We start from the raw sequence: 22963 nt of genomic DNA on the forward strand, positions 1-22963 counted from the left end.
GGGGGATGCTGGGGGCATGCGATTCGGAATCTTCATCCCCCAGGGCTGGCGGCATGACCTCGTCGGCATCGAGCCGGCCCAGCAGTGGCGGGTGATGAGCGAACTCGCTCAGCGCGCCGATGAAGGCGCGTGGGAGTCGCTGTGGGTCTACGACCACTTCCACACCGTTCCGGTGCCGAGCGACCAGGCCACCCACGAGGCGTGGACGCTGATGGCGGCCTTCGCGGCGGTGACCGACCGCATCCGCCTCGGCCAGATGTGCACGTGCATGGGCTACCGCAACCCCGCCTACCTGGCGAAGGTCGCCGCGACCGTCGACCACATCTCGGGCGGCCGCGCCGAGATGGGCATCGGCGGCGGCTGGTACGAGCATGAATGGCGGGCCTACGGCTACGGCTTCCCGCCGATCGCCGAGCGGCTGGGTGCGCTCGATGAGGGCGTGCAGATCATGAAGCAGGCGTGGGAGACCGGCACGGCGACCCTCGACGGAAAGCACTTCCAGGTCGACGGTGCGATCGTGCAGCCGCTGCCCGTGCAAGAAGGCGGCATCCCGATCTGGGTCGCCGGCGGCGGCGAGCGCAAGACACTGCGCACCGTCGCGCGCTACGCCGACTACGCGAACTGGGTGCCGGTGCTGGCCGAGTTCACCCGCAAGCGCGAGATCCTCGCCGAGCACTGCGCGGCGGTCGGCCGCGACCTCGCCGAGATCACCCTGTCGACCAACTTCAACACGGTGATCGGCGAGACCGAGGCCGACGTCGCCGAGCGGCTCGACCGCATCGAGGCCCGCGTCGCGCCCTTCCTCGGCGATGCCACCGAGGGCTTCATGCGCGATTACCGCAACGGCACGGCGCTGGTGGGCACCCCCGCGCAGGTGATCGAGCGCATCCGCGAGATCCAGGGCGCGGGCATGACCTACGCGATCCACTACTTCCCCGAGCACGCCTACGACCGCTCGGGCATCGAGCTGTTCGAGCGCGAGGTCATCCCCGCGCTGGCCTGAGCCTCAGCCGGCGGCCCTGGCCACCAGCTCGCGCAGCGTCTTCTCGACCGCCGGGGTCACCTCGATCACGGCATACGAGGTCGCCCACATCTCGCCGTCGTCGAGCAGCGCGTCTTCTTGGAAGCCGACGGTGCCGTAGCGCGTGTCGAACTTCGAGGCGGGCTGGTAGAACACGACGACCTTGCCGTCGCGGGCGTAGGATGGAAAGCCGTACCAGGTCTTCGGGTCGAGCTGCGGGGCGACCTCGGTCACGATGCGGTGCAGCGTCGAGGCGACCTCGCGATCGGTTCCCGAGAGCGCGTCGATCGCCTCGACGCACGCCTCGAGCTCCTTGGCGAGCTTCGCAGCTCCCTTGAGTCCCTTCGAGGTGCGCAGCTCCTCGGCGCGCTGCTGCATCGCGGCGCGTTCGGCGTCGCTGAACCCGGTCTTGGTGTCGGCCATGTCAGGCCCCCTTCTGCTGGATGCGGATGAGATTGCCCGCGGGATCGCGGAAGGCCGCGTCGCGCACGCCGTAGTCCTGCTCGATCGGCTCCTGCACGATGTCGGCGCCGGCCGCCTCGATGCGCGCGAACGTGTCGTCGAGGTCGTCGGTGGCGAGGTTGACGCCGAAGTAGGAGCCCTTCGCGATGAGCTCGAGAAGCATCTCACGTTCGTCGTCGGAGATGTCGTGGCCGACGCCGGGCGGATGCAGCACGATCGCGGTATCGGGCTGGCCCTGCGGTCCCACGGTGATCCAGCGCATATCGGCGTAGCCGACGTCGAGGCGCACCTCGAAGCCGAGCACATCCCGGTAGAAGGCGAGGGAGGCGTCTGGGTCGGTGTGCGGCAGGAAGCTCGAGTGAATCGTGATGTCCATGCCCTCACGGTACGAGCGGTGCCCCCTGGCGCGCTTCTCGATTCCTGATCGGTTTGGTGATCTGCTTGGCGATGCACGGCAGCATCCCCGGTCTGAACTCCGCGCCGCGCTCGCGGTAGACGCTCGGCGGCACGCCGACCAGCTCGGTGAAGCGCGTGCTGAAGGTGCCCAGCGACTGACACCCGACGGCGAAGCACACCTCGGTCACCGACAGGTCGCCGCGGCGCAGCAGGGTCATGGCGCGCTCGATGCGGCGGGTCATCAGGTACTGATAGGGCGACTCGCCGTAGGCGCGGACGAACTGGCGGCTGAGGTGCCCCGCAGACAGGTGCACCCCGCGGGCGAGCGTCTCGACGTCGAGCGGCTGGGCGTAATCGCGGTCCATCCGGTCCCGCACGCGCCGCAGCAGCACGAGGGTCTCAAGATCCGGGCGGTCGGGCATCTGCCGATGATCGCACGGCCTCGCCGGGCCCGCCAGGAGCGGCGAGTGCCGAGAAGAGCGCGTCGATCGTCGCGGCCATGTCGAGGTCGGGCTCCAGCATGAACTGCAGCTGCAGTCCGTCGGCGACCGCCTGCAGGATGCGGGCGAGCGTCTCGGGCGCGACGGCATCGGTCAACTCGCCGCCGGCCTGCTGCGAGGCGAGGGCGGCGGCGAAGGTCTCGCGCAGGCGCCGCCCGCGGTCGACGAAGTAGTCGTGGGCCGGATGCTGGGGGTCGGCGCCGTCGACGGCCAGCCGCGAGAACAGCTGCACGAGCCCCGGCACCTCGGCGTTGTGGCGCGTGACGGCGAGGTAGGCCTCGCGCATCTCGGGGAGGGCGGTGCCCTCGGCATCCCACGGTCCGTACGCCGCCCCATCGACCTCGTCGCGTTTGCGCAGGATCTCGGTGAAGAGCTCTTCTTTCGAGTCGAAGTAGTGCAGCAGGCCGGCCTGGCTGAGCCCCACGGCGTCGGCGATCTCTTTGACGGATGCCCCGCGATAGCCCTCGCGCGCGACGACCTCGAGGGCGCGGGAGAGGATCTCTTCGCGCTTGGCGATGCCCTTGGCGTACGAGCCGCGCGTGCCGGTCATACCGAGAGTCAACCGCACCGACGGTTGAACTTCAAAACCTAGTGTCATATGGTTTTTCTGACGGCCAGGGCGGCCGCCGAGAGGAGACGTGGATGTCCGACACCTCGAGCACCGAGGCGCTCGTCGCCGAGCTCACCCTGGACGAGAAGGCGGCGCTGACCAGCGGCCTCGACTTCTGGCACACGAAGCCGATCGAGCGGCTCGGCATCCCCTCGATCATGGTCACCGACGGTCCGCACGGTCTGCGCAAGCAGGCGGAGGGCGGCGACCACCTGGGGCTCGGCTCGTCGGTGCCGGCGACGTGCTTCCCGCCGGCTGTCGGCCTCGGCTCGTCGTGGGACGTCGAGCTCGTCGAGCGCGTCGGGCAGGCCCTCGGCGTGGAGACCGCGATCGAGAACGTCGGGGTGCTGCTGGGTCCCGGCATCAACATCAAGCGCTCGCCGCTGTGCGGTCGCAACTTCGAGTACCTCTCCGAAGATCCGATCATCTCGGGCGTCATCGGTGCGGCGCTCGTGCGGGGCATCCAGTCGCAGGGCGTGGGCACCTCGCTCAAGCACTTCGCCGCGAACAACCAGGAGAGCGACCGCATGCGGGCGAGCTCCGACATCGACCCCCGGCCGCTGCGCGAGATCTACCTGCGCGGCTTCGAGCGGGTCGTCACCGACGCGCAGCCGTGGACGGTCATGTGCTCCTACAACCGCATCAACGGCGTCTACGCGTCGGAGGACCCGTGGCTGCTCACCCGGGTGCTGCGCGACGAGTGGGGCTTCGAGGGGCTCGTGGTCAGCGACTGGGGCGCCGTGAACGACCGCGTGGTGGGTCTTCCGGCCGGTCTCGACCTCGAGATGCCGTCGTCGGGCGGCCGCACCGACGCGCAGCTGGTCGCCGCCGTCGAGGGCGGCACGCTCGACGAGAGCGCGCTCGACCTCGCGGCCCTTCGCATCGTCGACCTCGTGCGCAAGACGCAGGAGGGCGCGGGCCGCATCGCCGGCCCCCTCGACGTCGACGCGCACCACGCCCTGGCCCGTGAGGCGGCCGGCCGCTCGATCGTGCTGCTGCGCAACGACGCCGTCGACGGCGAACCGCTGCTGCCGCTGCGCCGCGACGCGAACATCGCCGTCATCGGCGCGTTCGCCGAGAAGCCGCGCTACCAGGGCGCCGGGTCGTCGATGATCAACCCCACCCGCCTCGACCGTGCGCTCGACGAGATCCGTGCGCTCGCAGGCGGCGAGGTCGCGTACGCCGCCGGATTCAGCATCGAGAAGGATGCCGCAGCCGACGAGACCGCGCGCCTGCGCGATGAGGCGGTGGCGGCCGCATCCGCTGCAGACGTCACCGTCGTGTTCGCGGGCCTGCCCGCGCGCCTCGAGTCCGAGGGCTACGACCGCACCGACATCGACCTGCCGGCCGACCAGCTCGCCCTCATCGACGCGGTCGTCGCGGCCAACCCGCGCACCGTCGTCGTGCTCTCCAACGGCGGCGTCGTCGCGCTGCCGTTCGCGGGCCGCGTGCCGGCGATCGTGGAGGGGTGGCTGCTCGGACAGGCGGGCGGCGGGGCGACCGCCGACGTGCTGTTCGGCGTCGTGAACCCGTCGGGCAAGCTCACCGAGACCATTCCGGTGCGCCTCTCCGACACCCCGGCGTTCCTCGACTTCCCCGGGGAGTTCTCGCACGTGCGCTACGGCGAGGGGCTGTTCGTCGGCTACCGCTGGTACGACGCGCGCGGCCTCGAGGTGGCCTTCCCATTCGGGTACGGCCTGTCGTACACGACGTTCGCCTACGCGGATGCCGCGGCCACCGTGACCGCCGACGGCGACGTCGAGGTGCGCGTCGCGATCACCAACACCGGCGCGGTCGCCGGCCGCGAGGTCGTGCAGGCCTACGCCGCGCTCCCCGGCGGCACGGTGCAGCGCCCGCAGCGCGAGCTGAAGTCGTTCGCCGTCGTCGAGCTGCAGCCGGGCGAGACCCGCGAGGCCGTGCTCACCGTGCGCCGCGCCGACCTCGCCTACTGGGACGTGCGCGTCGACCGCTGGGTCGTCGAGGGAGGCCGGTACCTCATCGAGGTCGGCGCCTCGAGCCGCGACCTCCGCTCGTCGGCGGCGGTCGAGGTCGACGGCGACGCCGTGCAGGTGCCGCTCAGCCGCGACTCGTCGCTCGGCGAGGTCATGGCCCACCCGATCGCGGGCCCCGTGGTGCAGGCTGCGATGGCTCAGATGGCGGGCGCCCTCGAGGGCGCGGGCGACATCTTCGCCGACCAGGAGGCCGTGCAGCAGATGATGGCCTCGTTCCCGATCGGCCGCATCGGCATGTTCGGGGCAGAGGGCATCAGCCCAGAGATGATCGACGGCCTGATCGCGATGGCGAACGGGGCCGCATAGGGTCAGGAGGCGAGAAAGTCCAGGATCGCCTCCGACACCTCGTCGCCGTGGGTCCACAGCATCCCGTGCGGCGCGCCCTCGATCTCGAGGTAGCGCGCCGTCGGGAGCAGGTCCTTGAAGCGGCGGGCCGTCTTGTCGATCGGCAGGATGTTGTCGGCCGTGCCGTGCACGATGAGGGTGGGCACATCGATGTGGGGGATGTCGGCGCGGAAGTCGGTGGGCCAGGTCAGTGGGGCGGCGATGATCGCCGTGCTGCCGGCCTGATTGGCGACCTGGATGCTGGCATCCAGCGCCTCCTGCGAGATGCGCTCGTCGAGGAACTCGTCGAGGTTGTAGAAGTCGCTGAAGAATCCGGTGAGGAAGGCGTAGCGGTCTTCGCGGACGGCCGCGGAGGTGTCGTCGAAGAACGACTGCGGGCCCGCGCCGTCCGGATTGTCGTCGGTGACGAGAAGATACGGCTCGAGCGACCCGAGGAACACGGCCTTCGCCACCCGCGCGCTGCCGTAGCGCGAGAGGTAGCGCGCGATCTCGCCCGTGCCCATCGAGAAGCCCACGAGAACGGCGTCGTGCAGCTCGAGGTCTTCGATGAGCGCGTGCAGATCGGCCGCGAACGTGTCGTAGTCGTAGCCGCTGCCGGCCTTGGTCGAGGCGCCGAACCCGCGGCGGTCGTAGGCGATCACGCGGTAGCCGGCGTCGAGCAGGGCCGCCTGCTGCTTCGTCCATGACTCCCCGTTGAGGGGGAAGCCGTGGATCAGCACGACGGGGTCGCCGGTGCCCTGGTCGGTGTAGAAGAGTTCGACGTCGACCGAGTTCTCGGTGCCGACGGTGATGTACGCCACGGTGACTCCCTTGCCGAGGGGATCGGATGCCTCGGCCTCCGGTTCGACGTTAGGCGGCGGCATCCGTCCCCGGAAGGGGGTTGACGACTCGATTCAGGCGTCGCGGCCGGCGCCGGCCGACGGGAGCACGGTGAAGATGTTCGGGGCCGAGAACCCGCGGTCGGCGAAGGCGGCGGTCACGGCATCCGTCACGGCGGGAACGTCGGCGTGGCGCACGAGCGCGATCGCCGCGCCGCCGAAGCCGCCGCCGGTCATGCGGGCGCCGATGGCGCCTGCGGCCATCGCGGCCTCCACGGCGGTGTCGAGCTCGGGCACCGAGATCTCGAAGTCGTCGCGCATCGAGGCGTGCGAGGCCAGCAGCAGCGGGCCGATCGCCTCGGGGCCGGAGCCTGCGAGGATCGCGACGGTGTCGAGCACGCGCTGGTCTTCGGTCACGACATGGCGCACGCGGCGGAAGGTCACGTCGTCCATGAGCTCCTGCGCGCGGGGGAGATCCTCGGGGGTCAGATCGCGCAGCGCGGGCACCCCCATGATCTCGGCGCCCCGCTCGCACGCGGCGCGGCGCTCGCCGTAGCCGCCGGTGGAGTGCGCGTGCGTGACGTGGGTGTCCATCACGAGCAGCTCGAGGCCCGCCGCGGCGAAGCCGAGGTCGACGACCTGGGCGTCGAGCGAGCGGCAGTCGAGGAAGATCGCGGCGTCTTCGCGGCCGAGCATCGAGGCCATCTGGTCCATGATGCCCGTCGGCGCCCCGACCGCCTCGTTCTCGGCGGTGCGGCCGATCCTGGCCAGGGCGACGCGGTCCAGGCCCAGCTCCCACACGTCGTTGAGAGCGGATGCGGTGGCCCCCTCGATCGCGGCCGACGACGAGAGTCCGGCCCCGATCGGGACGTCGCTCGTGATCGCCAGCTCGACGCCGGCGACAGCATCCGCCCCCGTCGCCTGCAGCAGCGCCCATGCGACGCCCAGCGGGTAGCGGGCCCACTCGGGAACCTGGTCGCGGCCGTCGGGGAAGATCTCGGCGAGGTCGGCGATGGCGACCTCGACCGGCTCGGGATCGAAGCTCGAGCTCACGCGGATACGGGCGTCGTCGCGCGTGGCGAGGGCGACCGATGTGCGGTACTCGATCGCGAACGGCAGCACGAAGCCCTCGTTGTAGTCGGTGTGCTCGCCGATGAGGTTGACGCGGCCGGGGGCCGACCAGGTTCCGGTGGTCACAGTTCGATTCCTTCCACGGCGGCGCGCAGGCGCTCTGCGGCGGTCTCGGGGGGCACATCGCCGATCCAGGCGCCCATGGCGGCCTCGGAGCCGGCGAGGTACTTGAGCTTGTCGGCGGCGCGGCGGGGGCTGGTCAGCTGCAGGTTGAGCCGCACCGTGTCGCGCCCGCGGTTCACGGGGGCCTGGTGCCACGCGGCGATGTAGGGGGTGGGGGTGTCGTAGAGCGCGTCGACGCCTCGGAGCAGCCGCAGATAGAACGGCGCGAGCTCGTCGCGCTCGGCGTCGGTGAGGCCCGTGAAGTCGGCGACCTGGCGGTGCGGCAGCACGTGCAGCTCGATCGGCCAGCGCGCGGCGAACGGCACGAATGCCGTCCAGTGCTCGCCCCGCAGCACGACGCGGGGGCCCTGCTGCTCGAACTCGAGGATGCGCGCGAACAGGTCGGGCGAGGTGCCCTCGATGCTGGCCAGCAGCCGCTGCGTGCGCGGCGTGATGTAGGGGTAGGAGTAGATCTGCCCGTGTGGGTGGTGGAGGGTCACCCCGATCGCCTCGCCGCGGTTCTCGAACGGGAAGACCTGCTCGATGCCCGGCAGTGCCGAGAGGGCCGCAGTGCGGTCTGCCCATGCCTCGATGACGGTGCGGGCGCGGGTGACCGACTGCGTGCCGAACGATCCTGCGTGCTCTGGACTGAAGCACACGACCTCGCAGCGGCCGACGCTCGAGCGGGTGCGGCCGAGGCCCAGGGCGTCGAGGTCGTCGAGTCCGCGGGGCGGGTCGGCGGCGGCGGGTGCGTCGCCGGTGGCGACGGCCAGCGCGGGGCCGAACGACGGCGACTTGTTCTCGAAGACGGCGACGTCGTAGCGGGAGGGGATCTCACTCGGGTTCGTCGGCGTCTGCGGTGCGAGCGGGTCGAGCTCCGCCGGCGGCAGGAAGGCGCGGTTCTGGCGGGCGGCGGCGACCGAGACCCAGTCGCCGGTGAGCACGTCCTGACGCATCGTGGCCGTCGCCGGCCGCGGGTCGACCTCGCGGGCGTCGACGGCGCGGTCGGGGCCGAGCGTCGTGTCGGGGTCGTCGAAGTAGATGAGCTCGCGCCCGTCGGCGAGGCGCGTGGGACGCTTGACGACACCGGCGCCGAGCGTCGTGGGCTCGGCCGGGGGGAACGCAGCGGAAGTCATGTCTCGACGGTAGCAAGAGATCGTGTTATCGTCAACATGGTTAGACTCGACGGAGTTCAGCACGGGAGGCGCGCATGGCTGCCAAGAGGGTCTCGATGGCCGATGTGGCCGCGGAGGCGGGGGTGTCGGGGCAGACGGTGTCGCGCGTCGTCAACGACAGTCCGCGGGTCGACCCCGCCACGCGTGCGCGCGTCGAAGAGGCGATGGAGCGGCTCGGCTATCGCATGCATCGCGCGGCCCGCGCCCTGCGCACCGGCCGCACGCACACGATCGGCCTCGTCGTCTCGACGCTCGCGACCGTCGGCAACTCGCGCATGCTGCAGGCGGTGACGGATGCGGCTGCCGCCCGCGATTACGGCGTCACGGTCGCGACCCTCGCCGCCGGCGCCTCGGTCGACGATGCGTTCGAGCGCCTGCACGACCAAGGAGTCGACGGGGCGATCGTGCTCAACGAGGCGACGGCCTCCCTGCACGACACCGATGTGCCCGCCGGGCTCGACCTCGTCGTTGTCGACGCGCCGTCGTCCGACGGCGCCGACCTCACGATCGTGCAGTCCGATCACGCCGGCGGAGCACGCAAGGCCGTCGAGCACCTGCTCGGACTCGGCCACGCGACCGTGCATCACCTCGCCGGTCCCGCGGACTCCTACGCCTCCCGCGAGCGCGAGCACGGGTGGCGCGACGCACTCGCGGGGCGCGAGGTGCCCGAGGTGCTTCGGGGAGACTGGAGCGCCGCGTCGGGGTTCGCCGCAGCATCCGGCCTGGACCCTGCCGCCACGGCGCTGTTCGCCGCGAACGACCAGATGGCCCTCGGTGCGCTGCGCGCGCTCGCCGAGGCGGGGCGCGATGTGCCGGGCCTCGTGAGCGTCGTCGGGTTCGACGATGTGGCCGACGCCGGCGAGTACCGCCCGCCGCTGACGACGGTGCGACAGGACTTCGACGCGCTCGGCGAGCTCGCCGTCACGGCCCTCATCGCGCGCATCGAGGGCAGCTCCACACACGTGCACGGACGAGTGCCGACCTCGCTCGTGGTGAGGTCGAGCACCGCGGCGCCGCGCTGAGCTCAGCCGGCTGCCCTTCGGGCCTCCCATCCCGAGCGCACCATGTCGTCGACCGAGAAGCGGTTCGCCCAGTCGAGGTCGCGTGCGGCGAGTTCGCCGGTCGCGACGATGCGGTCGGGGTCGCCGGGGCGACGGGGAGAGATCTCGGGCTCGAAGGCGATGCCGGTCACCCGCGCCATGGCGTCCATGATCTCGCGCACGCTCAGGCCGTTCTGCGAGCCGAGGTTGTAGGCCGGCTCGACCTGCTCGCCGGCGGCGAGGCGCTGGGCCGCCACGACGTGCGCGGCGGCGATGTCGCCCACGTGCACGTAGTCGCGCACGTTGGTGCCGTCGGGGGTGTCGTAGTCGTCGCCGAAGATCTTGGGGGTGTTCCCGGCCAGCAGCGCCTCGAACACGAGGGGGAAGAGGTTGTGCGGGCTGGAGTCGTAGATCGAGGTGTCGCTCGAGCCGACGACGTTGAAGTAGCGCAGCGAAGTGTGCCGCAGCGGCTGCGATGAGCCGGCGGTCGCGACGCCCTGGTCGCGCAGCATCCATTCGCCGATGAGCTTCGACTCGCCGTAGGGCGACGCGGGGCGCTTGGGCAGGTCTTCGGTCACGAGCGGCACGTCGGGCGTGCCGTAGACGGCCGCGCTCGACGAGAAGACGATGTTCGTCACGCCTGCGGCGGCCATGGCGGCCAGCACGACGCGGGTGCCCTCGACGTTCTGCTCGTAGGTGTGCAGGGGGCGCTGCACCGAGACGCCCGCGTACTTGAAGCCGGCGACGTGGATCACGCCCTCGACGCCGTGCGTGCGCAGCGTGTCTTCGACGAGCGCCTGGTCGAGGATCGTGCCCTCGACGAACGGCACGCCCTCGGGGACGAACGACGCGTGGCCGCTGGAGAGGTCGTCGATCACGACCGGATCGATGCCGGCTGCCGCCAGCGCCCGCACGACGTGGGCTCCGATGTATCCCGCTCCGCCGGTGACAAGCCAGGTCATGCGTCCTCCTCGTTTCGAACCATGTTGACGTCAACATCCTACGCGATATCCGGATGCGGCGCACCGTCCACGAGCCTATCGGCGCACTCGCGCGGCGTGGGAGGATCGATCGCCTGGCATGCGGAGAGGAGCGCCGGTGACGACAGTGGTGATCGCCCCCGACGGGTTCAAGGGCTCGATCGCGGCCGCGGATGCGGCATCCGCCCTCGCCGACGGCTGGCGGTCGGTGCAGCCCGATGCCGACATCGTGGTGCGGCCGATGGCCGACGGCGGCGAGGGCACGCTCGCGGCGTTCGCGGCTGCCGTGCCCGGCGCGCGGCGGATGCCGGTGCGCGTGAGCGGGCCCGCCGGCGATGTCGTCGACGCGGCATGGCTGCTGCTGCCGGACGCCACCGGCGTCGTGGAACTCGCCTCGACGAGCGGCATCGAACTGCTCGGCGACCGGCGGCTGCCGTGGGACGCCGACACGACGGGGTTCGGCCAGGCCATCGCCGCGGCGCTCGATGCCGGCGCGCGCCGGCTCGTGCTCGGCATCGGCTCGAGCGCCTCGACCGATGGCGGCGTGGGGATGCTGTCGGCCCTGGGCGCCCGATTCGTCGATGCCGCGGGGGCTGCGGTGGCGCGCGGCGCGCGCGGGCTGGTGCGGCTCGCGGCGGTCGACCTCGTGGGCCTGCGGCCGCTGCCCCCGGAGGGCGTCGTCGTGCTGAGCGATGTGACCCACCCGCTGCTCGGGCCTTCGGGCGCGGCCGCCGTGTTCGGGCCGCAGAAGGGGTTCGCCCACGACGAGCTCGCCGCGGCCGATGCCGGCCTGGTTCGGCTCGCGGACGTGCTGGGTACGGTGCACCGTGGCGTCGACCTGGTCGTGCCCGGCTCCGCCGACCTGGCCGCGCCCGGCCCCGCCGACCTGGCCGCGCCCGGCTCCGCCGCCCTGGCCGTGCCCGGCTCCGCGACCCCGGGCGCCGGCGCCGCCGGCGGCACCGGCTTCGGCCTGCTCGCGTGGGGTGCGCGGCTCGTGCCGGGCTCGGCCGAAGTGGCCGAGCTGATCGGGCTGCCCGACGCCCTCGCCCGCGCCGACGTCGTGATCACGGGCGAGGGTTCGTTCGACGGACAGTCCGCCGCCGGCAAGGCGCCCGCCCGTGTGACAGAGCTCGCCGCATCCGCCGGAGTGCCCGCGCTGCTGGTCGCCGGACGCATCGCCCCCGACGCCGATCTCGGGGGTTTCGCCGCGGCCCTCTCGCTCACCGAACTGGCGGGTTCACCCGCATCCGCCCTCGCCGATCCCGCCCGCTGGCTGCGCGCTGCCGGCGTCGCCCTCGCCCGCCGCTGACCCTCCTCCCGCGACTTGGCAGCTGTTGCCGCTTGCCCGCCCGAAATGGCGACCAAAGGTGCCAAGTCGCGGGGTGAGGGGCTCCGATGGGCGAGGTTCTGATGCCCGCTTCCCTCCCGCGACTTGGCAGCTGTTGCCGCTTGCCCGCCCGCTCAGGCGACCGAAGGTGCCAAGTCGCGGGGTGGGGACGAGGGGGCGAGGCGCTCAGGCGAGGCGCTCAGGCGCGGTGCTCAGGCCAGGGGGTCGGCGAGCAGGTCGGCGAAGGCGGCTTCGGCCGCTCCGATGAGCAGGCGATCGGCGCCGAGCCCCGCGGGGAGGATGCGAAGGCCCTCGGTCGTGGCCGGCATCGCCTGGGCGGCGACGGCGTCGAGCAGTCCCTCGAGGTCGTGCGCGGCGAGGGTCGCGAGAAAGCCGCCGAGCACGACGGCCGAGGGGTTGAGCACATTGACGGCGTTGGCGAGGGCCGTGGAGAGGATGCGGCGCTGCCGCTCGACTTCGGGATGCACCGCGACATCGGCCGACGCCTCGAGGGCCGCCGCGAGGGTCGCCTCGTCGGCGTGGTGCAGGCGCAGCACCGAGAGCAGGCGCGCGCGGCTCACCTCGTCTTCGAGCACGCCCTCGCCGGCGCGGCGGTCGGCGGGGGAGGCGATCCCAGGGCGGTTCTGGCCGAACTCTCCCGCATAGCCGCCGGCGCCGGTCACCGCGACGCCCTGCACGATGAGGCCGCCGCCGATGCCGCTCGCACCGCCGTTGAGATAGACGACGTCGTCGATGCCGCGCGCCGCGCCGAACAGGTGCTCGGCGAGAGCGCCGAGCGACGCGTCGTTGCCGACCGCGGTCGCGAGGCCGGTGGCCTCCGAGATCAGTTCGCCCACCGGCTCGTCGATCCAGCGCAGGTGCGGCGCATTGCGCACGAGTCCGTCGGCGGCGCGCACGAGCCCGGGCACGGCGACGCCGACGGCGACGATGCGGTCGAGCTCGCCGCGCCACTGGTCGACCGTGCGCGCGATCAGGTCTGCGGTGTGCGCCGGCGTGAGCAGGTCGTCGACCTCGATGCGGGTGCGCAGGCGGATGCTGCGATCCAGCCCGACCGCCGCGATCTCCAGCGCGTCGACCTCGGGGTTGGCGGCGATCGCCACGACCCCGGGCGCGGGGGCGACCACCGGTGACGGACGCCCGACCCGGCGGGAGGGGTCGGGGGCGTGCTCGGCGACCAGCCCCGCCGCGACGAGCTCGGCGACGAGGTCGGCGATCGTGGAGCGGTTCAGCCCGGTCGCCTCGGTCAGTGCGGCGCGCGAGAGGGGGCCGCCCTGGTGCACGAGGCGCAGCATCCGTGCCAGATTGCGCCTGCGCACGCCCTCGATGCGTCCCGATGCGTCGCTCACGTGAACACCCTAGGTCACTCCGGGTGACCTGATCGTTATCGACCATCCCATTTGTTGTGCTTGACCACGAAACTCTGCGCACCTATTCTGGGCACGTCCAGATCACTTTCGACGCAGACGTCGAAACTTTCGAGAGGTTCAAGGATGAACAGACGCAGCACCGTGCGTGCCGCTGCCGGCCTTGCCGCGGCAGGACTCGCCATCGGCGCCCTGGCCGGCTGCTCGGGCGGCTCCGACCCCGACAGCACCACGGGCGGCGGCGAGGAGGTCACCATCACGTGGTGGCACAACGCCACCTCCGGGCCGCTTCCCGCCGTGTGGGAGCAGGTCGCCGCCGACTTCGAGGCCGCCCACCCGGGCGTGACGGTCGAGCAGACCGGCTACCAGAACGAAGACCTGCAGCGCACGCTCATCCCCAACGCGCTCGCGGCGGGCGACCCGCCCGACCTCTTCCAGGTGTGGCCGGGCGGCGAGATCCGCGATCAGGTCGCCAACGGCTACCTCATGCCCCTCGACGACGTCATCGGCGACACGATCGACAGCGTCGGCGCGACCGTCGGGCCCTGGCAGGTCGACGGCAAGACCTACGCCATCCCGTTCACGTTCGGCATCGAGGGCTTCTGGTACAACAAGGACCTCTTCGCCGCCGCCGGCATCGACACCCCGCCGACGACGCTCGCAGAGCTCAAGGACGACGTCGCGAAGCTCCGAGACTCCGGCACCGTGCCGATCGCCGTCGGCGCGGGCGACAAGTGGCCTGCCGCGCACTGGTGGTACCAGTTCGCGCTGCACTCCTGCTCGCCCGACACCCTCACGGCCGCCGCCGCGTCGTACGACTTCAGCGACCCCTGCTTCGTCGAGGCGGGCCAGGAGCTCGAGGACTTCATCGGCATCGACCCGTTCCAGGAGGGCTTCCTCGGCACGCCGGCGCAGACCGGTGCGGGCAGCTCGGCGGGCATGCTCGCGAACGGCCAGGCCGCCATGGAGCTCATGGGCCACTGGAACGCCGGCGTCATCGGCGGGCTCACCCCCGACCAGAAGGTGCCCGACTTCCTCGGCTGGTTCCCGTTCCCCGCGATCGAGGGCTCGGCGGGCGACCCCGGCGCATCGCTCGGCGGCGGTGACGGATTCGGATGCTCGGCCGAAGCACCGCCGGAGTGCGCGGAGCTGCTGGCCTACATCATGAGCGAAGACGTGCAGAAGCAGTTCGCCGCCAGCGGCGCCGGCATCCCCACGGTCGCCGCCGCCCAGTCCTCGCTCGAAGACCCGAACCTCAAGCTCGTCGCCGACGGCCTGGCCGCCAGCACGTTCGTGCAGCTGTGGCTCGACACCGAGTACGGCACGACGGTCGGCAACGCGATGAACGAGGGGATCGTGAACCTCTTCGGCGGCGCGGGAACGCCCGAAGACATCGTCACCAAGATGCAGGACGCGGCCAAGACGCTGTGACCATGACCGCCATCGCACCCGGGCCCGCGGAGATCACCGCGGGCCCGGGCCCTGCCCCCGCCCCCCGTCGGCGCTCCGGCGCCACGCGCACCCGCGTCGAGATCGCGGTGTTCCTCGCCCCCGCGCTGATCCTGTTCCTCGGGTTCGTGATCCTGCCGGTGATCCTCGCCGCCGTCTACAGCTTCTACAACCTGCCTGCCGCCTTCCAGTGGTCGCACCTGGCCGACCCCGAACGCTTCGTCGGCTTCGAGAACTACGTGCGCGCCCTCACGACCCCCGCCTTCCTCCAGGCGATCGGCAACACGTTCCTCATCCTCTTCGCCTCGCTCCTCGTGCAGGGTCCGCTCGCGATCGGCATCGCACTGCTGCTGAATCGGCGGATGCGGGGGCGCGCGGCGCTGCGTCTGCTCATCTTCGTGCCCTACGTCCTCGCCGAGGTCATCGCCGGTCTCGCGTTCAAGCTGCTGCTGCAGCCGGCCGGCGGCGTCAACGCGCTCCTGGGCGCGGTGGGCCTCGAGAGCCTGCAGCGCAACTGGCTCGCCGACCCCGCGATCGCGCTGTGGACGATCTTCCTCATCCTCACCTGGAAGTACGTCGGCTTCGCGATCCTGCTCATGCTCGCCGGTCTCCAGGGCGTGCCAGACGAGCTGAGCGAGGCCGCCCAGCTCGACGGCGCGAGCTGGTGGCAGATCCAGCGGCACATCACGCTGCCGCTCCTTGCCCCCACCATCCGCATCTGGGCGTTCCTGTCGATCATCGGCTCGCTGCAGGTCTTCGACATGGTGTGGGTCACCGTCGCCCCCACGGTGCGCCAGATGGCCACCGAGACCATGGCGACCTACATGGTGCAGCAGGGCCAGTTCGCCGGTCAGCCCGGCTACGGCAGCGCCATCGCCGTCATCCTCTTCGTCATCTCGCTCGTGATCGCCCTCACCTATCAGCGCGTCGCGCTGCGGCGCGATCTCGCCGGCGCCGTCACCTCGGGAGTGCGCTGACATGACCGCCACCGCCACTCTTCTCACGGCGGATGCCCCGGCATCCGCCCCCGCCGGTCGCCGCTTCGACTGGGGCCAGCCCTTCGTCTACCTCGTCGCGCTCGTCATCGCCGCCGTCGCGGTGGGCCCCGTGCTCTACGTCTTCATCGGCGGATTCCGCACGACCGCCGACCTGAACGCCAACCCGGCCGGCATGCCCGACCCGTGGACGTTCCAGAACTGGGAGCTCGTGCTCACGGCGCCCCGCTTCTGGGGCAACGTGATGGCGAGCCTCATCCTGGCCACCGCCACCACGGCCGGCGTCGTGATCGCCGGCATCATGGCCGCCTTCGTGCTGGCCCGGTACGAGTTCCGCGGCCGAGGAGGGCTCTACACCCTCTTCGCCGCGGGGCTCATGTTCCCCCTCACCGTCGCGGCGCTGCCGCTGACCCTGCTGCTGCGCACCCTCGGTCTGCACGGCACGTATCTCGGCGTGATCATCCCCGGAATCGCCTTCGCCCTGCCCACCACGATCATCATCCTGGTGCCGTTCCTTCGGGCCATCCCCGACGAGCTCGAAGAGGCGGCGCGCATCGACGGCGCGACGCGCATGCAGTTCTTCTGGCGCATCATGCTGCCGCTGTCGAAGCCGGGCCTGGTCACCGTCGGCATCCTCGCGTTCGTCGCGAGCTGGAACGGCTATCTGCTGCCGCTGCTGGTGATCTCCACCGGCACGCTGCCGCAGGAGCTGTGGCCGCTGCCGCTCGGGGTCACCCAGTTCTCGACGCAGTACTCGCAGGACACCGGCGCCGTGCTCGCCTACACGTCGCTCGCGATGATCCCCGCGCTCGTGTTCTTCCTCGCGATGCAGAAGCAGATCGTGGGCGGCCTCACCGGGGCGGTGAAGGGATGAGCGTCCGCGTCGAAGAGCTCATCGCCGCGATGACCCTCCCCGAGAAGATCGCGCAGCTCTACGGCGTGTGGGTGGGGGCCTCCGACTCGGGCGGCGACGTCGCCCCGCACCAGCACGACCTCGACGACACCGTCGACCTCGACGCGCTGCTGCCGGCGGGCCTCGGGCAGCTGACCCGCCCGTTCGGCACGCGGCCGATCGATGCGGCCGTCGGAGCGCTGTCGCTGGCGCGTACGCAGCAGCGCATCCGCGCGGCCTCACGCCACGGCATCCCCGCCCTCGCGCATGAGGAGTGCCTCGCGGGCTTCGCGGCGTGGGGGGCCACGGCCTATCCCGTGCCACTGTCGTGGGGCGCGACCTTCGACCCGGAACTCATCGAGCAGATGGGGCGCCGCATCGGCGACGACATGAGATCGGTGGGCGTGCATCAGGGGCTCGCGCCGGTGCTCGACGTCGTGCGCGACGCCCGCTGGGGGCGGGTGGAAGAGACCATCGGCGAAGACCCGCACCTGGTCGCGACCGTCGCGACGGCGTATGTGCGCGGCGTCGAGTCGGCCGGAGTGGTCGCGACGCTCAAGCACTTCGTCGGGTATTCGGCCTCGCGCGGCGGGCGCAACCTCGCCCCGGTGTCGATCGGGCGGCGCGAGCTCAACGACGTGCTGCTTCCGCCGTTCGAGCTGGCGGTGCGCGAGTCGGGCGTGCGGAGCGTCATGAACTCCTACACCGACCTCGACGGCGTGCCCACGGCAGCCGACCGGTCGCTGCTGACCGAGCTGCTGCGCGAGACGTGGGGGTTCGAGGGCACCGTCGTGGCCGATTACTTCTCGGTCGCCTTCTTGAAGCTCCTGCACGGCGTGGCGGAATCGTGGACGGATGCCGCCGCCCAGGCGCTCGCGGCCGGCATCGACGTGGAGCTTCCCACCGTCAAGACCTTCGGCGTGCCGCTGATGCGCGGGGTCGAGAGCGGCGTCATCGACGTCGCGCTGATCGACAGAGCACTGCGGCGCGTGCTGGTGCAGAAAGAACAGCTGGGGCTGCTCGACCCCGACTGGTCGGCGGTGCCGCCGGCGCTCGCGGGGGCCTCGCTCGACGACCCGGAGGCGCTGCGGGGTTCGATCGACCTCGACCCGCCGGCCAACCGGGCGCTCGCATCGCGCATCGCCGAAGAGGCGATCGTGCTCGTGCGCAACGAGGGGATGCTGCCGCTGCGGGCACCCTCGACGATCGCCGTGATCGGGCCCAACGCCGACGACCCCTACGCGATGCTCGGGTGCTATTCGTTCCCGACGCACGTGGTGTCGCAGCATCCGGGGGTGGCCCTCGGCATCGAGATCCCGACGCTGCTCGATGCGGTGCGCACGGAGTTCCCCTCGGCCGTCGTCGAGTGGGAGCGCGGCACGTCGGTCGACGGCGGGGAGCTCGGCGGGATCGTCGACGCGGTCGCGCTCGCAGCCCGCGCCGACGTCGTCGTGCTCGCACTCGGCGATCGGGCCGGTCTGTTCGGCCGCGGCACGAGCGGGGAGGGCTGCGACGCCGAGACGCTCGAGCTGCCGGGCGCCCAGCAGCAGCTCGTCGACGCGGTGCTCGAGGTCGGGGTGCCGACGGCCGTCGTGCTGCTCGCGGGCCGGCCGTATGCGCTGGGCTCCGCCGTGGCGCGCAGCGGCGCGATCGTGCAGGTGTTCTTCGCGGGCGAAGAGGGCGCGGCGGCGGTCGCGGGGGTGCTCAGCGGACGCGTGAATCCCTCTGGACGGCTGCCGGTCAGCATCCCTGCCGGGTCCGGATCGCAGCCGACGACGTATCTGGCGGCGCCCCTGGGTCGACGAACCGACGTGTCGAACGTCGACCCGACGGCTGCATTCCCATTCGGGCATGGACTCTCGTACACCGCGTTCGAGTGGTCGCCGCTGGCGGCGTCGACAACGTCGCTGGCGACCGAGGGCGCCGTGACGGTGTCGCTCGAGGTGACCTGCTCGGGCCCGAGGGCGGGCGCCGACATCGTGCAGCTGTATCTGCACGACCCGGTCGCCGAGGTGGCCAGGCCCGTGCAGAAGCTCATCGGCTATGCGCGCGTCGCACTCGAGCCGGGGGAGTCGGCGACGGTGGAGTTCGACGTGCCCGCCGACCTGTTCGCCTACACGGGGCGGACGCTGGAGCGCATCGTGGATGCCGGCGAGATCGTGCTCAGCGCGGGTCGCTCGAGCGCCGACCTCGTCTCGGGCGTGACGCTGCAGCTCTCCGGGCCGACCCGGGTCGTCGACCACACCAGGGCCCTCGTGCCGGGGGTCGTGGTCTTGTAGAGACGAGCTCAGGCGGGCGGGGCGGAAGTGCTGCCGCGCACGACGAGGTGGGTGGCCAGGTCCATCCGCAGGGTATCCGGCTCGGCGCCCTGGGCCATCCGCAGCACGAGGCGGGTCGCCTCTTCGCCCATGCGCCGCAGGGGCTGGTGCACTGTGGTCAGCTGCGGGCTCATCCAGCGGGCCAGGGCGATGTCGTCGTAGCCGACGACCGAGAGGTCGCTGGGCACCGACAGCCCCGCATCGCGGGCCGCCGAGATGGTGCCGAGCGCCTGCAGGTCGCTGCCGGCGAAGATCGCCGTCGGCGGGTCGGGGAGGGCCAGCAGTTCGCGTGCGCGGGCCTCGCCGCCGCCGGGGTGGAAGTCGCCGTAGCGGATCCAGGCCTCGTCGATCGGCAGCCCCGCGGCGTTCATCGCCGAGCGGTAGCCGTCGACGCGGGCCAGCGAGCACATCATGTCTTCGGGGCCGGTGATCGCGGCGATGCGGCGGTGACCGAGGTCGATGAGGTGGCGGGTGGCCGCGAGGCCGCCCGCCCAGTTGGCCGAGCCCACCGAGGGCACGTCGGGCGAGGGGTCGCCCGCGGGGTCGACGATGGCGAACGGGATGCCGCGGGTGCGCAGCTTCTCGCGGTGCGGCGCCGAGATGTCGCTGAAGACGAGCACGACGCCGGCGGGGCGGCGCCGCAGCACGCCCTCGATCCAGTCCGGGGCGGGGGAGTGGCGGTTGCCGCTGACGGTGAGCACGACCGACATGCCCGCGGCGGCCGCGACGTCTTCGACGCCCTCGACCACCTGCATCGACCAGCTGCTCTCGAGCTCGTGGAAGACGAGCTCGATCAGCTCGGCGTGCTGCTGCGTGCTGCGGCGGGTGTAGCCGTGGCGGTTCAGGTGCTCTTCGACGCGGGCGCGCGTCGTCGCGGCGACGTCGGAGCGCCCGTTGAGCACCTTCGAGATGGTGGCCAGCGACACCCCGGCCTCGGCGGCGATCTCCGCCAGTGTGATCCTGCCCGACATGTTTCGAGAGTAGCGCTCGAAACTATCGGAATGCGGGTGGACGCAGCATCCGTCGCGGTATAGGTTGTTTATCGCAACAATTCGTTCCGGCATCCGCACGGACACTCGCGAAGGAGCGCCATGCCCACCCCCACGCCCGCCGACAAGTTCACGTTCGGCCTCTGGACGGTCAACTACAACGGCACCGACCCCTTCGGCGGCCCGACGCGACCCTCGATGGACGTCGTGCACGTCGTCGAGAAGCTCGCCGAGATCGGCGCTTACGGCATGACCTTCCACGACGACGACCTGTTCGCCTTCGGCTCGACCGACGCCGAGCGCCAGGGCCAGATCGACCGCCTCAAGGGCGCGCTGGCCGACACGGGGCTGAAGATCCCGATGGTCACGACGAACCTCTTCTCGGCCCCCGTCTTCAAAGACGGCGGCTTCACCTCGAACGACCGCGCCGTGCGGCGCTTCGCGATCCGCAAGGTGCTGCGTCAGATCGACCTCGGTGCCGAGCTCGGCGCCGAGACCTTCGTCATGTGGGGCGGTCGCGAGGGCGCGGAGTACGACTCGGCCAAAGACATCCGCCAGGCCCTGGAGCGCTACCGCGAGGCGGTCAACTTCCTCGGCGACTACGTCGTGTCGAAGGGCTACAACCTGCGCTTCGCGATCGAGCCCAAGCCCAACGAGCCCCGCGGCGACATCCTGCTGCCCACGGTCGGTCACGCGCTCGCGTTCATCGACTCGCTGGAGCGGCCGGAGCTGGTGGGCCTGAACCCCGAGGTCGGCCACGAGCAGATGGCGGGGCTGAACTTCGCCGCCGGCATCGCCCAGGCGCTGTACCACGGCAAGCTCTTCCACATCGACCTCAACGGCCAGCGCGGCATCAAGTACGACCAGGACCTCGTGTTCGGCCACGGCGACCTGCACAACGCGTTCGCGCTCGTCGACCTGCTCGAGAACGGCGGCCCGAACGGCGGCCAGGCCTACGAGGGTCCCCGCCACTTCGACTACAAGCCGTCGCGCACCGAAGACGAGTCGGGCGTGTGGGATTCGGCCAAGGCCAACATCCAGACCTACCTGCTGCTCAAGGAGCGCGCCAAGGCCTTCCGCGCCGACCCCGAGGTGCAGGCGGCCCTCGAGGCGGCCCGTGTCGTCGAGCTCGCGCAGCCGACCTTCGGCGAGGGTGAGACCTACGACGCCTTCGTCGCAGACCGCTCCGCCTACGAGGACTTCGACCCGTCGGCCTACCTCGGCGGCAAGGGCTTCGGCTTCGTGCGGCTGCAGCAGCTCGCGACCGAGCACCTGCTCGGCGCCCGCTGACCGGGGCGCGGGTTTCGGCGGCGGCCCGCGCCGCCTCCGAAACCCCCACCCGCCGCCGAAGCCCCGCCTCCCGCACGCGAGACCCCGCTTTCGGCGCGAAACCCGGAGCCACAGGCGGGGTCTGGCGGTGCAACCCGGGTTTCGCGTGAGACCCACCCCATCCACCGAAACCCGGGCAGGGTCCCGACACCCTGCATCCGGATCGCGAGCCCCCGAATTCGGGGTCAGATCCGGCGCCACAGGCGGGGTCTGACGGCGGAAGCAGGGTCTCGCGTGAGACTGGTCGAAGAATCCGAGCGAAGGAGCAACCCGTGAGCCTCGTTATGGGCGTCGACTCGTCGACGCAGTCGTGCAAGGTCGTGATCGTCGACGCCGCCACCGGCGCGGTCGTGCGGGAGGGACGCGCGAGCCACCCCGACGGCACGTCGGTCGATCCCGAGGCGTGGTGGCAGGCGCTGCAGCAGGCGATCGCCGCAGCGGGCGGCCTCGACGACGTCGAGGCGCCTGCGCTGAGCGAGGGCGCCGCGGGTGGCCGAGTCGAAGCGTGGGCCATCGGCGGCCAACAGCACGGCATGGTCGCCCTCGATGCCGAGGGCAGGGTCATCCGCGACGCCCTGCTGTGGAACGACACGCGATCGGCGGATGCGGCATCCGCCCTCACCGCCGAATTCGGCGCCGCGGCGCTCGCCGAGCGCTCGGGGCTCGTGCCGGTGGCCTCGTTCACCATCACGAAGCTGCGATGGCTGCGCGACCACGAGCCCGACAACGCCGCTCGGGTGGCGGCCGTCGCCCTGCCGCACGACTGGCTCACGTGGCGGCTGCGCGGCTTCGGTCCGGAGAGCCCGCGCGGCCCCGTGCTGGACGAGCTCGTCACCGACCGCTCCGACGCCTCGGGGACCGGCTACTGGAACCCCGAGACCGGAGACTACGACCGCGACCTGCTGATCGCGGCGCTCGGCCACGACGCCGTGCTGCCTCGCGTACTCGGTCCGACCGAGTCGGTCGCCGACGCCGACGGGCGCCTCGTCGGCCCCGGCGCGGGCGACAACGCCGGCGCGGCGCTGGGCCTTGCGGCGGCCCCCGGCGACGTCGTCGTCTCGATCGGCACGTCGGGCACCGTCTTCGCCGTCAGCGAGCGGCGCACGATCGACCCGACCGGCACGGTCGCCGGCTTCGCCGACGCCGACGGGTACTTCCTGCCGCTCGTGGCGACCCTCAACGCCGCCCGCGTGCTGAGCGCGATCGCGGGCCTCCTCGGCGTCGACCACGCCGGCCTCAGCGACCTCGCCCTGGCCGCAGGGCCGGGCGCGGGAGGGCTCACGCTGCTGCCGTATTTCGAGGGCGAGCGCACTCCCAATCTGCCGGATGCGACAGCATCCCTCTCGGGAATGACCCTGGCCTCGACGACCCGCGAGAACCTGGCCCGCGCCGCGGTCGAAGGCATGCTCGGCGGGCTCGGCGCGGGGCTCGAGGCCCTGCGCGGTCTTGGCGTGCCGCTCGAGCGGGCGCTGCTCATCGGCGGCGGCGCGCAGTCGGAGGCCGTGCGGGCGATCGCCCCGCGGGTGCTCGGGCTGCCGGTCGAGGTGCCCGCGCCCGCCGAATACGTCGCGCTCGGCGCCGCCCGCCAGGCCGCCCGCCTGCTCACCTGATCCTGACCCGCAACTTGGCACCTGCGGTCGCCTGAGCCGAGCCCGCAGCGACCAAAGCTGCCAAGTTGCGGGAAGGG

General features: G+C 71.8%; 20 protein-coding genes. 10 read left to right on the top strand and 10 right to left on the bottom strand.

The genetic code is table 11. From position 1 onward, the window contains the following. The first annotated feature begins 16 nt into the window (after window positions 1-16). Window positions 17-1003, top strand: a complete 987-nt coding sequence (locus OAW74_RS10390) for an LLM class F420-dependent oxidoreductase (RefSeq protein ID WP_262874290.1) — start codon at window positions 17-19, stop codon at window positions 1001-1003. Window positions 1004-1006: 3 nt separating this feature from the next. On the opposite strand, the gene OAW74_RS10395 is transcribed toward OAW74_RS10390, so the two are convergent. Genes OAW74_RS10395 through OAW74_RS10410 form a run of 4 tightly spaced genes read right to left on the bottom strand, consistent with a single transcriptional unit; the run spans window position 1007 to window position 2929 of the window. Beyond that, window positions 1007-1444 (bottom strand): hypothetical protein, encoded by a 438-nt coding sequence (locus OAW74_RS10395; RefSeq protein WP_262874291.1) that lies wholly within the window; start codon window positions 1442-1444, stop codon window positions 1007-1009. Window position 1445: 1 nt separating this feature from the next. Beyond that, window positions 1446-1859, bottom strand: a complete 414-nt coding sequence (locus OAW74_RS10400; protein ID WP_262874292.1) for a VOC family protein — start codon at window positions 1857-1859, stop codon at window positions 1446-1448. 4 nt (window positions 1860-1863) lie between these two features. Then, window positions 1864-2301 (bottom strand): helix-turn-helix transcriptional regulator, encoded by a 438-nt coding sequence (locus OAW74_RS10405; protein ID WP_262874293.1) that lies wholly within the window; start codon window positions 2299-2301, stop codon window positions 1864-1866. Beyond that, window positions 2279-2929 carry a TetR/AcrR family transcriptional regulator gene (locus OAW74_RS10410; RefSeq protein ID WP_262874294.1) on the bottom strand — a complete coding sequence of 217 codons (651 nt, stop codon included), beginning with the start codon at window positions 2927-2929 and terminating at the stop codon, window positions 2279-2281. The genes OAW74_RS10405 and OAW74_RS10410 overlap by 23 nt, the downstream gene beginning before the upstream one ends. Before the next feature lie 92 nt (window positions 2930-3021). Between OAW74_RS10410 and OAW74_RS10415 the strand changes: the two genes are divergently transcribed. Next, window positions 3022-5307, top strand: a complete 2286-nt coding sequence (locus OAW74_RS10415; protein WP_262874295.1) for a glycoside hydrolase family 3 C-terminal domain-containing protein — start codon at window positions 3022-3024, stop codon at window positions 5305-5307. A 2-nt stretch (window positions 5308-5309) separates the two neighbouring features. Here OAW74_RS10415 and OAW74_RS10420 read toward each other — a convergent pair whose 3' ends face one another. The 3 genes from OAW74_RS10420 to galT all read right to left on the bottom strand — a co-directional run bounded on the left by OAW74_RS10420 (window position 5310) and on the right by galT (window position 8533). Then, window positions 5310-6146 carry an alpha/beta fold hydrolase gene (locus tag OAW74_RS10420; protein WP_262874296.1) on the bottom strand — a complete coding sequence of 279 codons (837 nt, stop codon included), beginning with the start codon at window positions 6144-6146 and terminating at the stop codon, window positions 5310-5312. A gap of 93 nt (window positions 6147-6239) precedes the next feature. Then, entirely contained in the window at window positions 6240-7361 is a 1122-nt protein-coding gene (gene galK / locus OAW74_RS10425) for a galactokinase (protein ID WP_262874297.1), read from the bottom strand. Continuing rightward, window positions 7358-8533 (bottom strand): galactose-1-phosphate uridylyltransferase, encoded by a 1176-nt coding sequence (galT, locus tag OAW74_RS10430; protein ID WP_262874298.1) that lies wholly within the window; start codon window positions 8531-8533, stop codon window positions 7358-7360. Before galT ends, galK begins: the two co-directional genes overlap by 4 nt. Window positions 8534-8607: 74 nt before the next feature. Between galT and OAW74_RS10435 the strand changes: the two genes are divergently transcribed. Then, window positions 8608-9594 (top strand): LacI family DNA-binding transcriptional regulator, encoded by a 987-nt coding sequence (locus tag OAW74_RS10435; RefSeq protein WP_262874299.1) that lies wholly within the window; start codon window positions 8608-8610, stop codon window positions 9592-9594. 2 nt (window positions 9595-9596) lie between these two features. Here the strand turns inward: OAW74_RS10435 and galE are convergent, their stop codons facing one another. Continuing rightward, window positions 9597-10574 carry a UDP-glucose 4-epimerase GalE gene (gene galE, locus OAW74_RS10440; protein WP_262874300.1) on the bottom strand — a complete coding sequence of 326 codons (978 nt, stop codon included), beginning with the start codon at window positions 10572-10574 and terminating at the stop codon, window positions 9597-9599. A 136-nt stretch (window positions 10575-10710) separates the two neighbouring features. On the opposite strand from galE, the gene OAW74_RS10445 reads away from it, so the two are divergent. Then, a complete protein-coding gene (locus OAW74_RS10445) occupies window positions 10711-11901 on the top strand; it encodes a glycerate kinase (RefSeq protein WP_262874301.1) in 1191 nt (396 codons plus the stop codon). A gap of 230 nt (window positions 11902-12131) precedes the next feature. Here the strand turns inward: OAW74_RS10445 and OAW74_RS10450 are convergent, their stop codons facing one another. After that, window positions 12132-13286, bottom strand: coding sequence for an ROK family transcriptional regulator (locus tag OAW74_RS10450; RefSeq protein WP_262874302.1), 1155 nt, complete (start codon window positions 13284-13286; stop codon window positions 12132-12134). A gap of 144 nt (window positions 13287-13430) precedes the next feature. Between OAW74_RS10450 and OAW74_RS10455 the strand changes: the two genes are divergently transcribed. From OAW74_RS10455 to OAW74_RS10470, 4 genes are read left to right on the top strand one after another with little or no spacing between them, the layout of a single operon-like run. Next, window positions 13431-14735, top strand: a complete 1305-nt coding sequence (locus tag OAW74_RS10455) for an ABC transporter substrate-binding protein (RefSeq protein ID WP_262874303.1) — start codon at window positions 13431-13433, stop codon at window positions 14733-14735. A 2-nt stretch (window positions 14736-14737) separates the two neighbouring features. Beyond that, window positions 14738-15730, top strand: coding sequence for a carbohydrate ABC transporter permease (locus OAW74_RS10460; protein ID WP_262874304.1), 993 nt, complete (start codon window positions 14738-14740; stop codon window positions 15728-15730). Window position 15731: 1 nt separating this feature from the next. Then, window positions 15732-16622, top strand: coding sequence for a carbohydrate ABC transporter permease (locus OAW74_RS10465; protein ID WP_262874305.1), 891 nt, complete (start codon window positions 15732-15734; stop codon window positions 16620-16622). Beyond that, on the top strand, window positions 16619-18919 hold the full coding sequence (locus tag OAW74_RS10470; protein ID WP_262874306.1) for a beta-xylosidase/alpha-l-arabinosidase: 2301 nt from the start codon (window positions 16619-16621) through the stop codon (window positions 18917-18919). The genes OAW74_RS10465 and OAW74_RS10470 overlap by 4 nt, the downstream gene beginning before the upstream one ends. Before the next feature lie 8 nt (window positions 18920-18927). Here the strand turns inward: OAW74_RS10470 and OAW74_RS10475 are convergent, their stop codons facing one another. Further along, window positions 18928-19929, bottom strand: a complete 1002-nt coding sequence (locus OAW74_RS10475) for a LacI family DNA-binding transcriptional regulator (RefSeq protein WP_262874307.1) — start codon at window positions 19927-19929, stop codon at window positions 18928-18930. 120 nt (window positions 19930-20049) lie between these two features. Here OAW74_RS10475 and xylA point away from each other — a divergent pair, with 120 nt between their 5' ends. Together xylA and OAW74_RS10485 are read left to right on the top strand one after the other, a co-directional pair. Next, window positions 20050-21237 (top strand): xylose isomerase, encoded by a 1188-nt coding sequence (gene xylA, locus OAW74_RS10480; protein ID WP_262874308.1) that lies wholly within the window; start codon window positions 20050-20052, stop codon window positions 21235-21237. A gap of 311 nt (window positions 21238-21548) precedes the next feature. Next, window positions 21549-22886 carry an FGGY family carbohydrate kinase gene (locus OAW74_RS10485; RefSeq protein ID WP_262874309.1) on the top strand — a complete coding sequence of 446 codons (1338 nt, stop codon included), beginning with the start codon at window positions 21549-21551 and terminating at the stop codon, window positions 22884-22886. Window positions 22887-22963: the final 77 nt, after the last annotated feature.

The sequence above is a fragment of the Microbacterium fluvii genome, from assembly GCF_025515205.1.
GTDB classification, from domain to species: domain Bacteria; phylum Actinomycetota; class Actinomycetes; order Actinomycetales; family Microbacteriaceae; genus Microbacterium; species Microbacterium fluvii.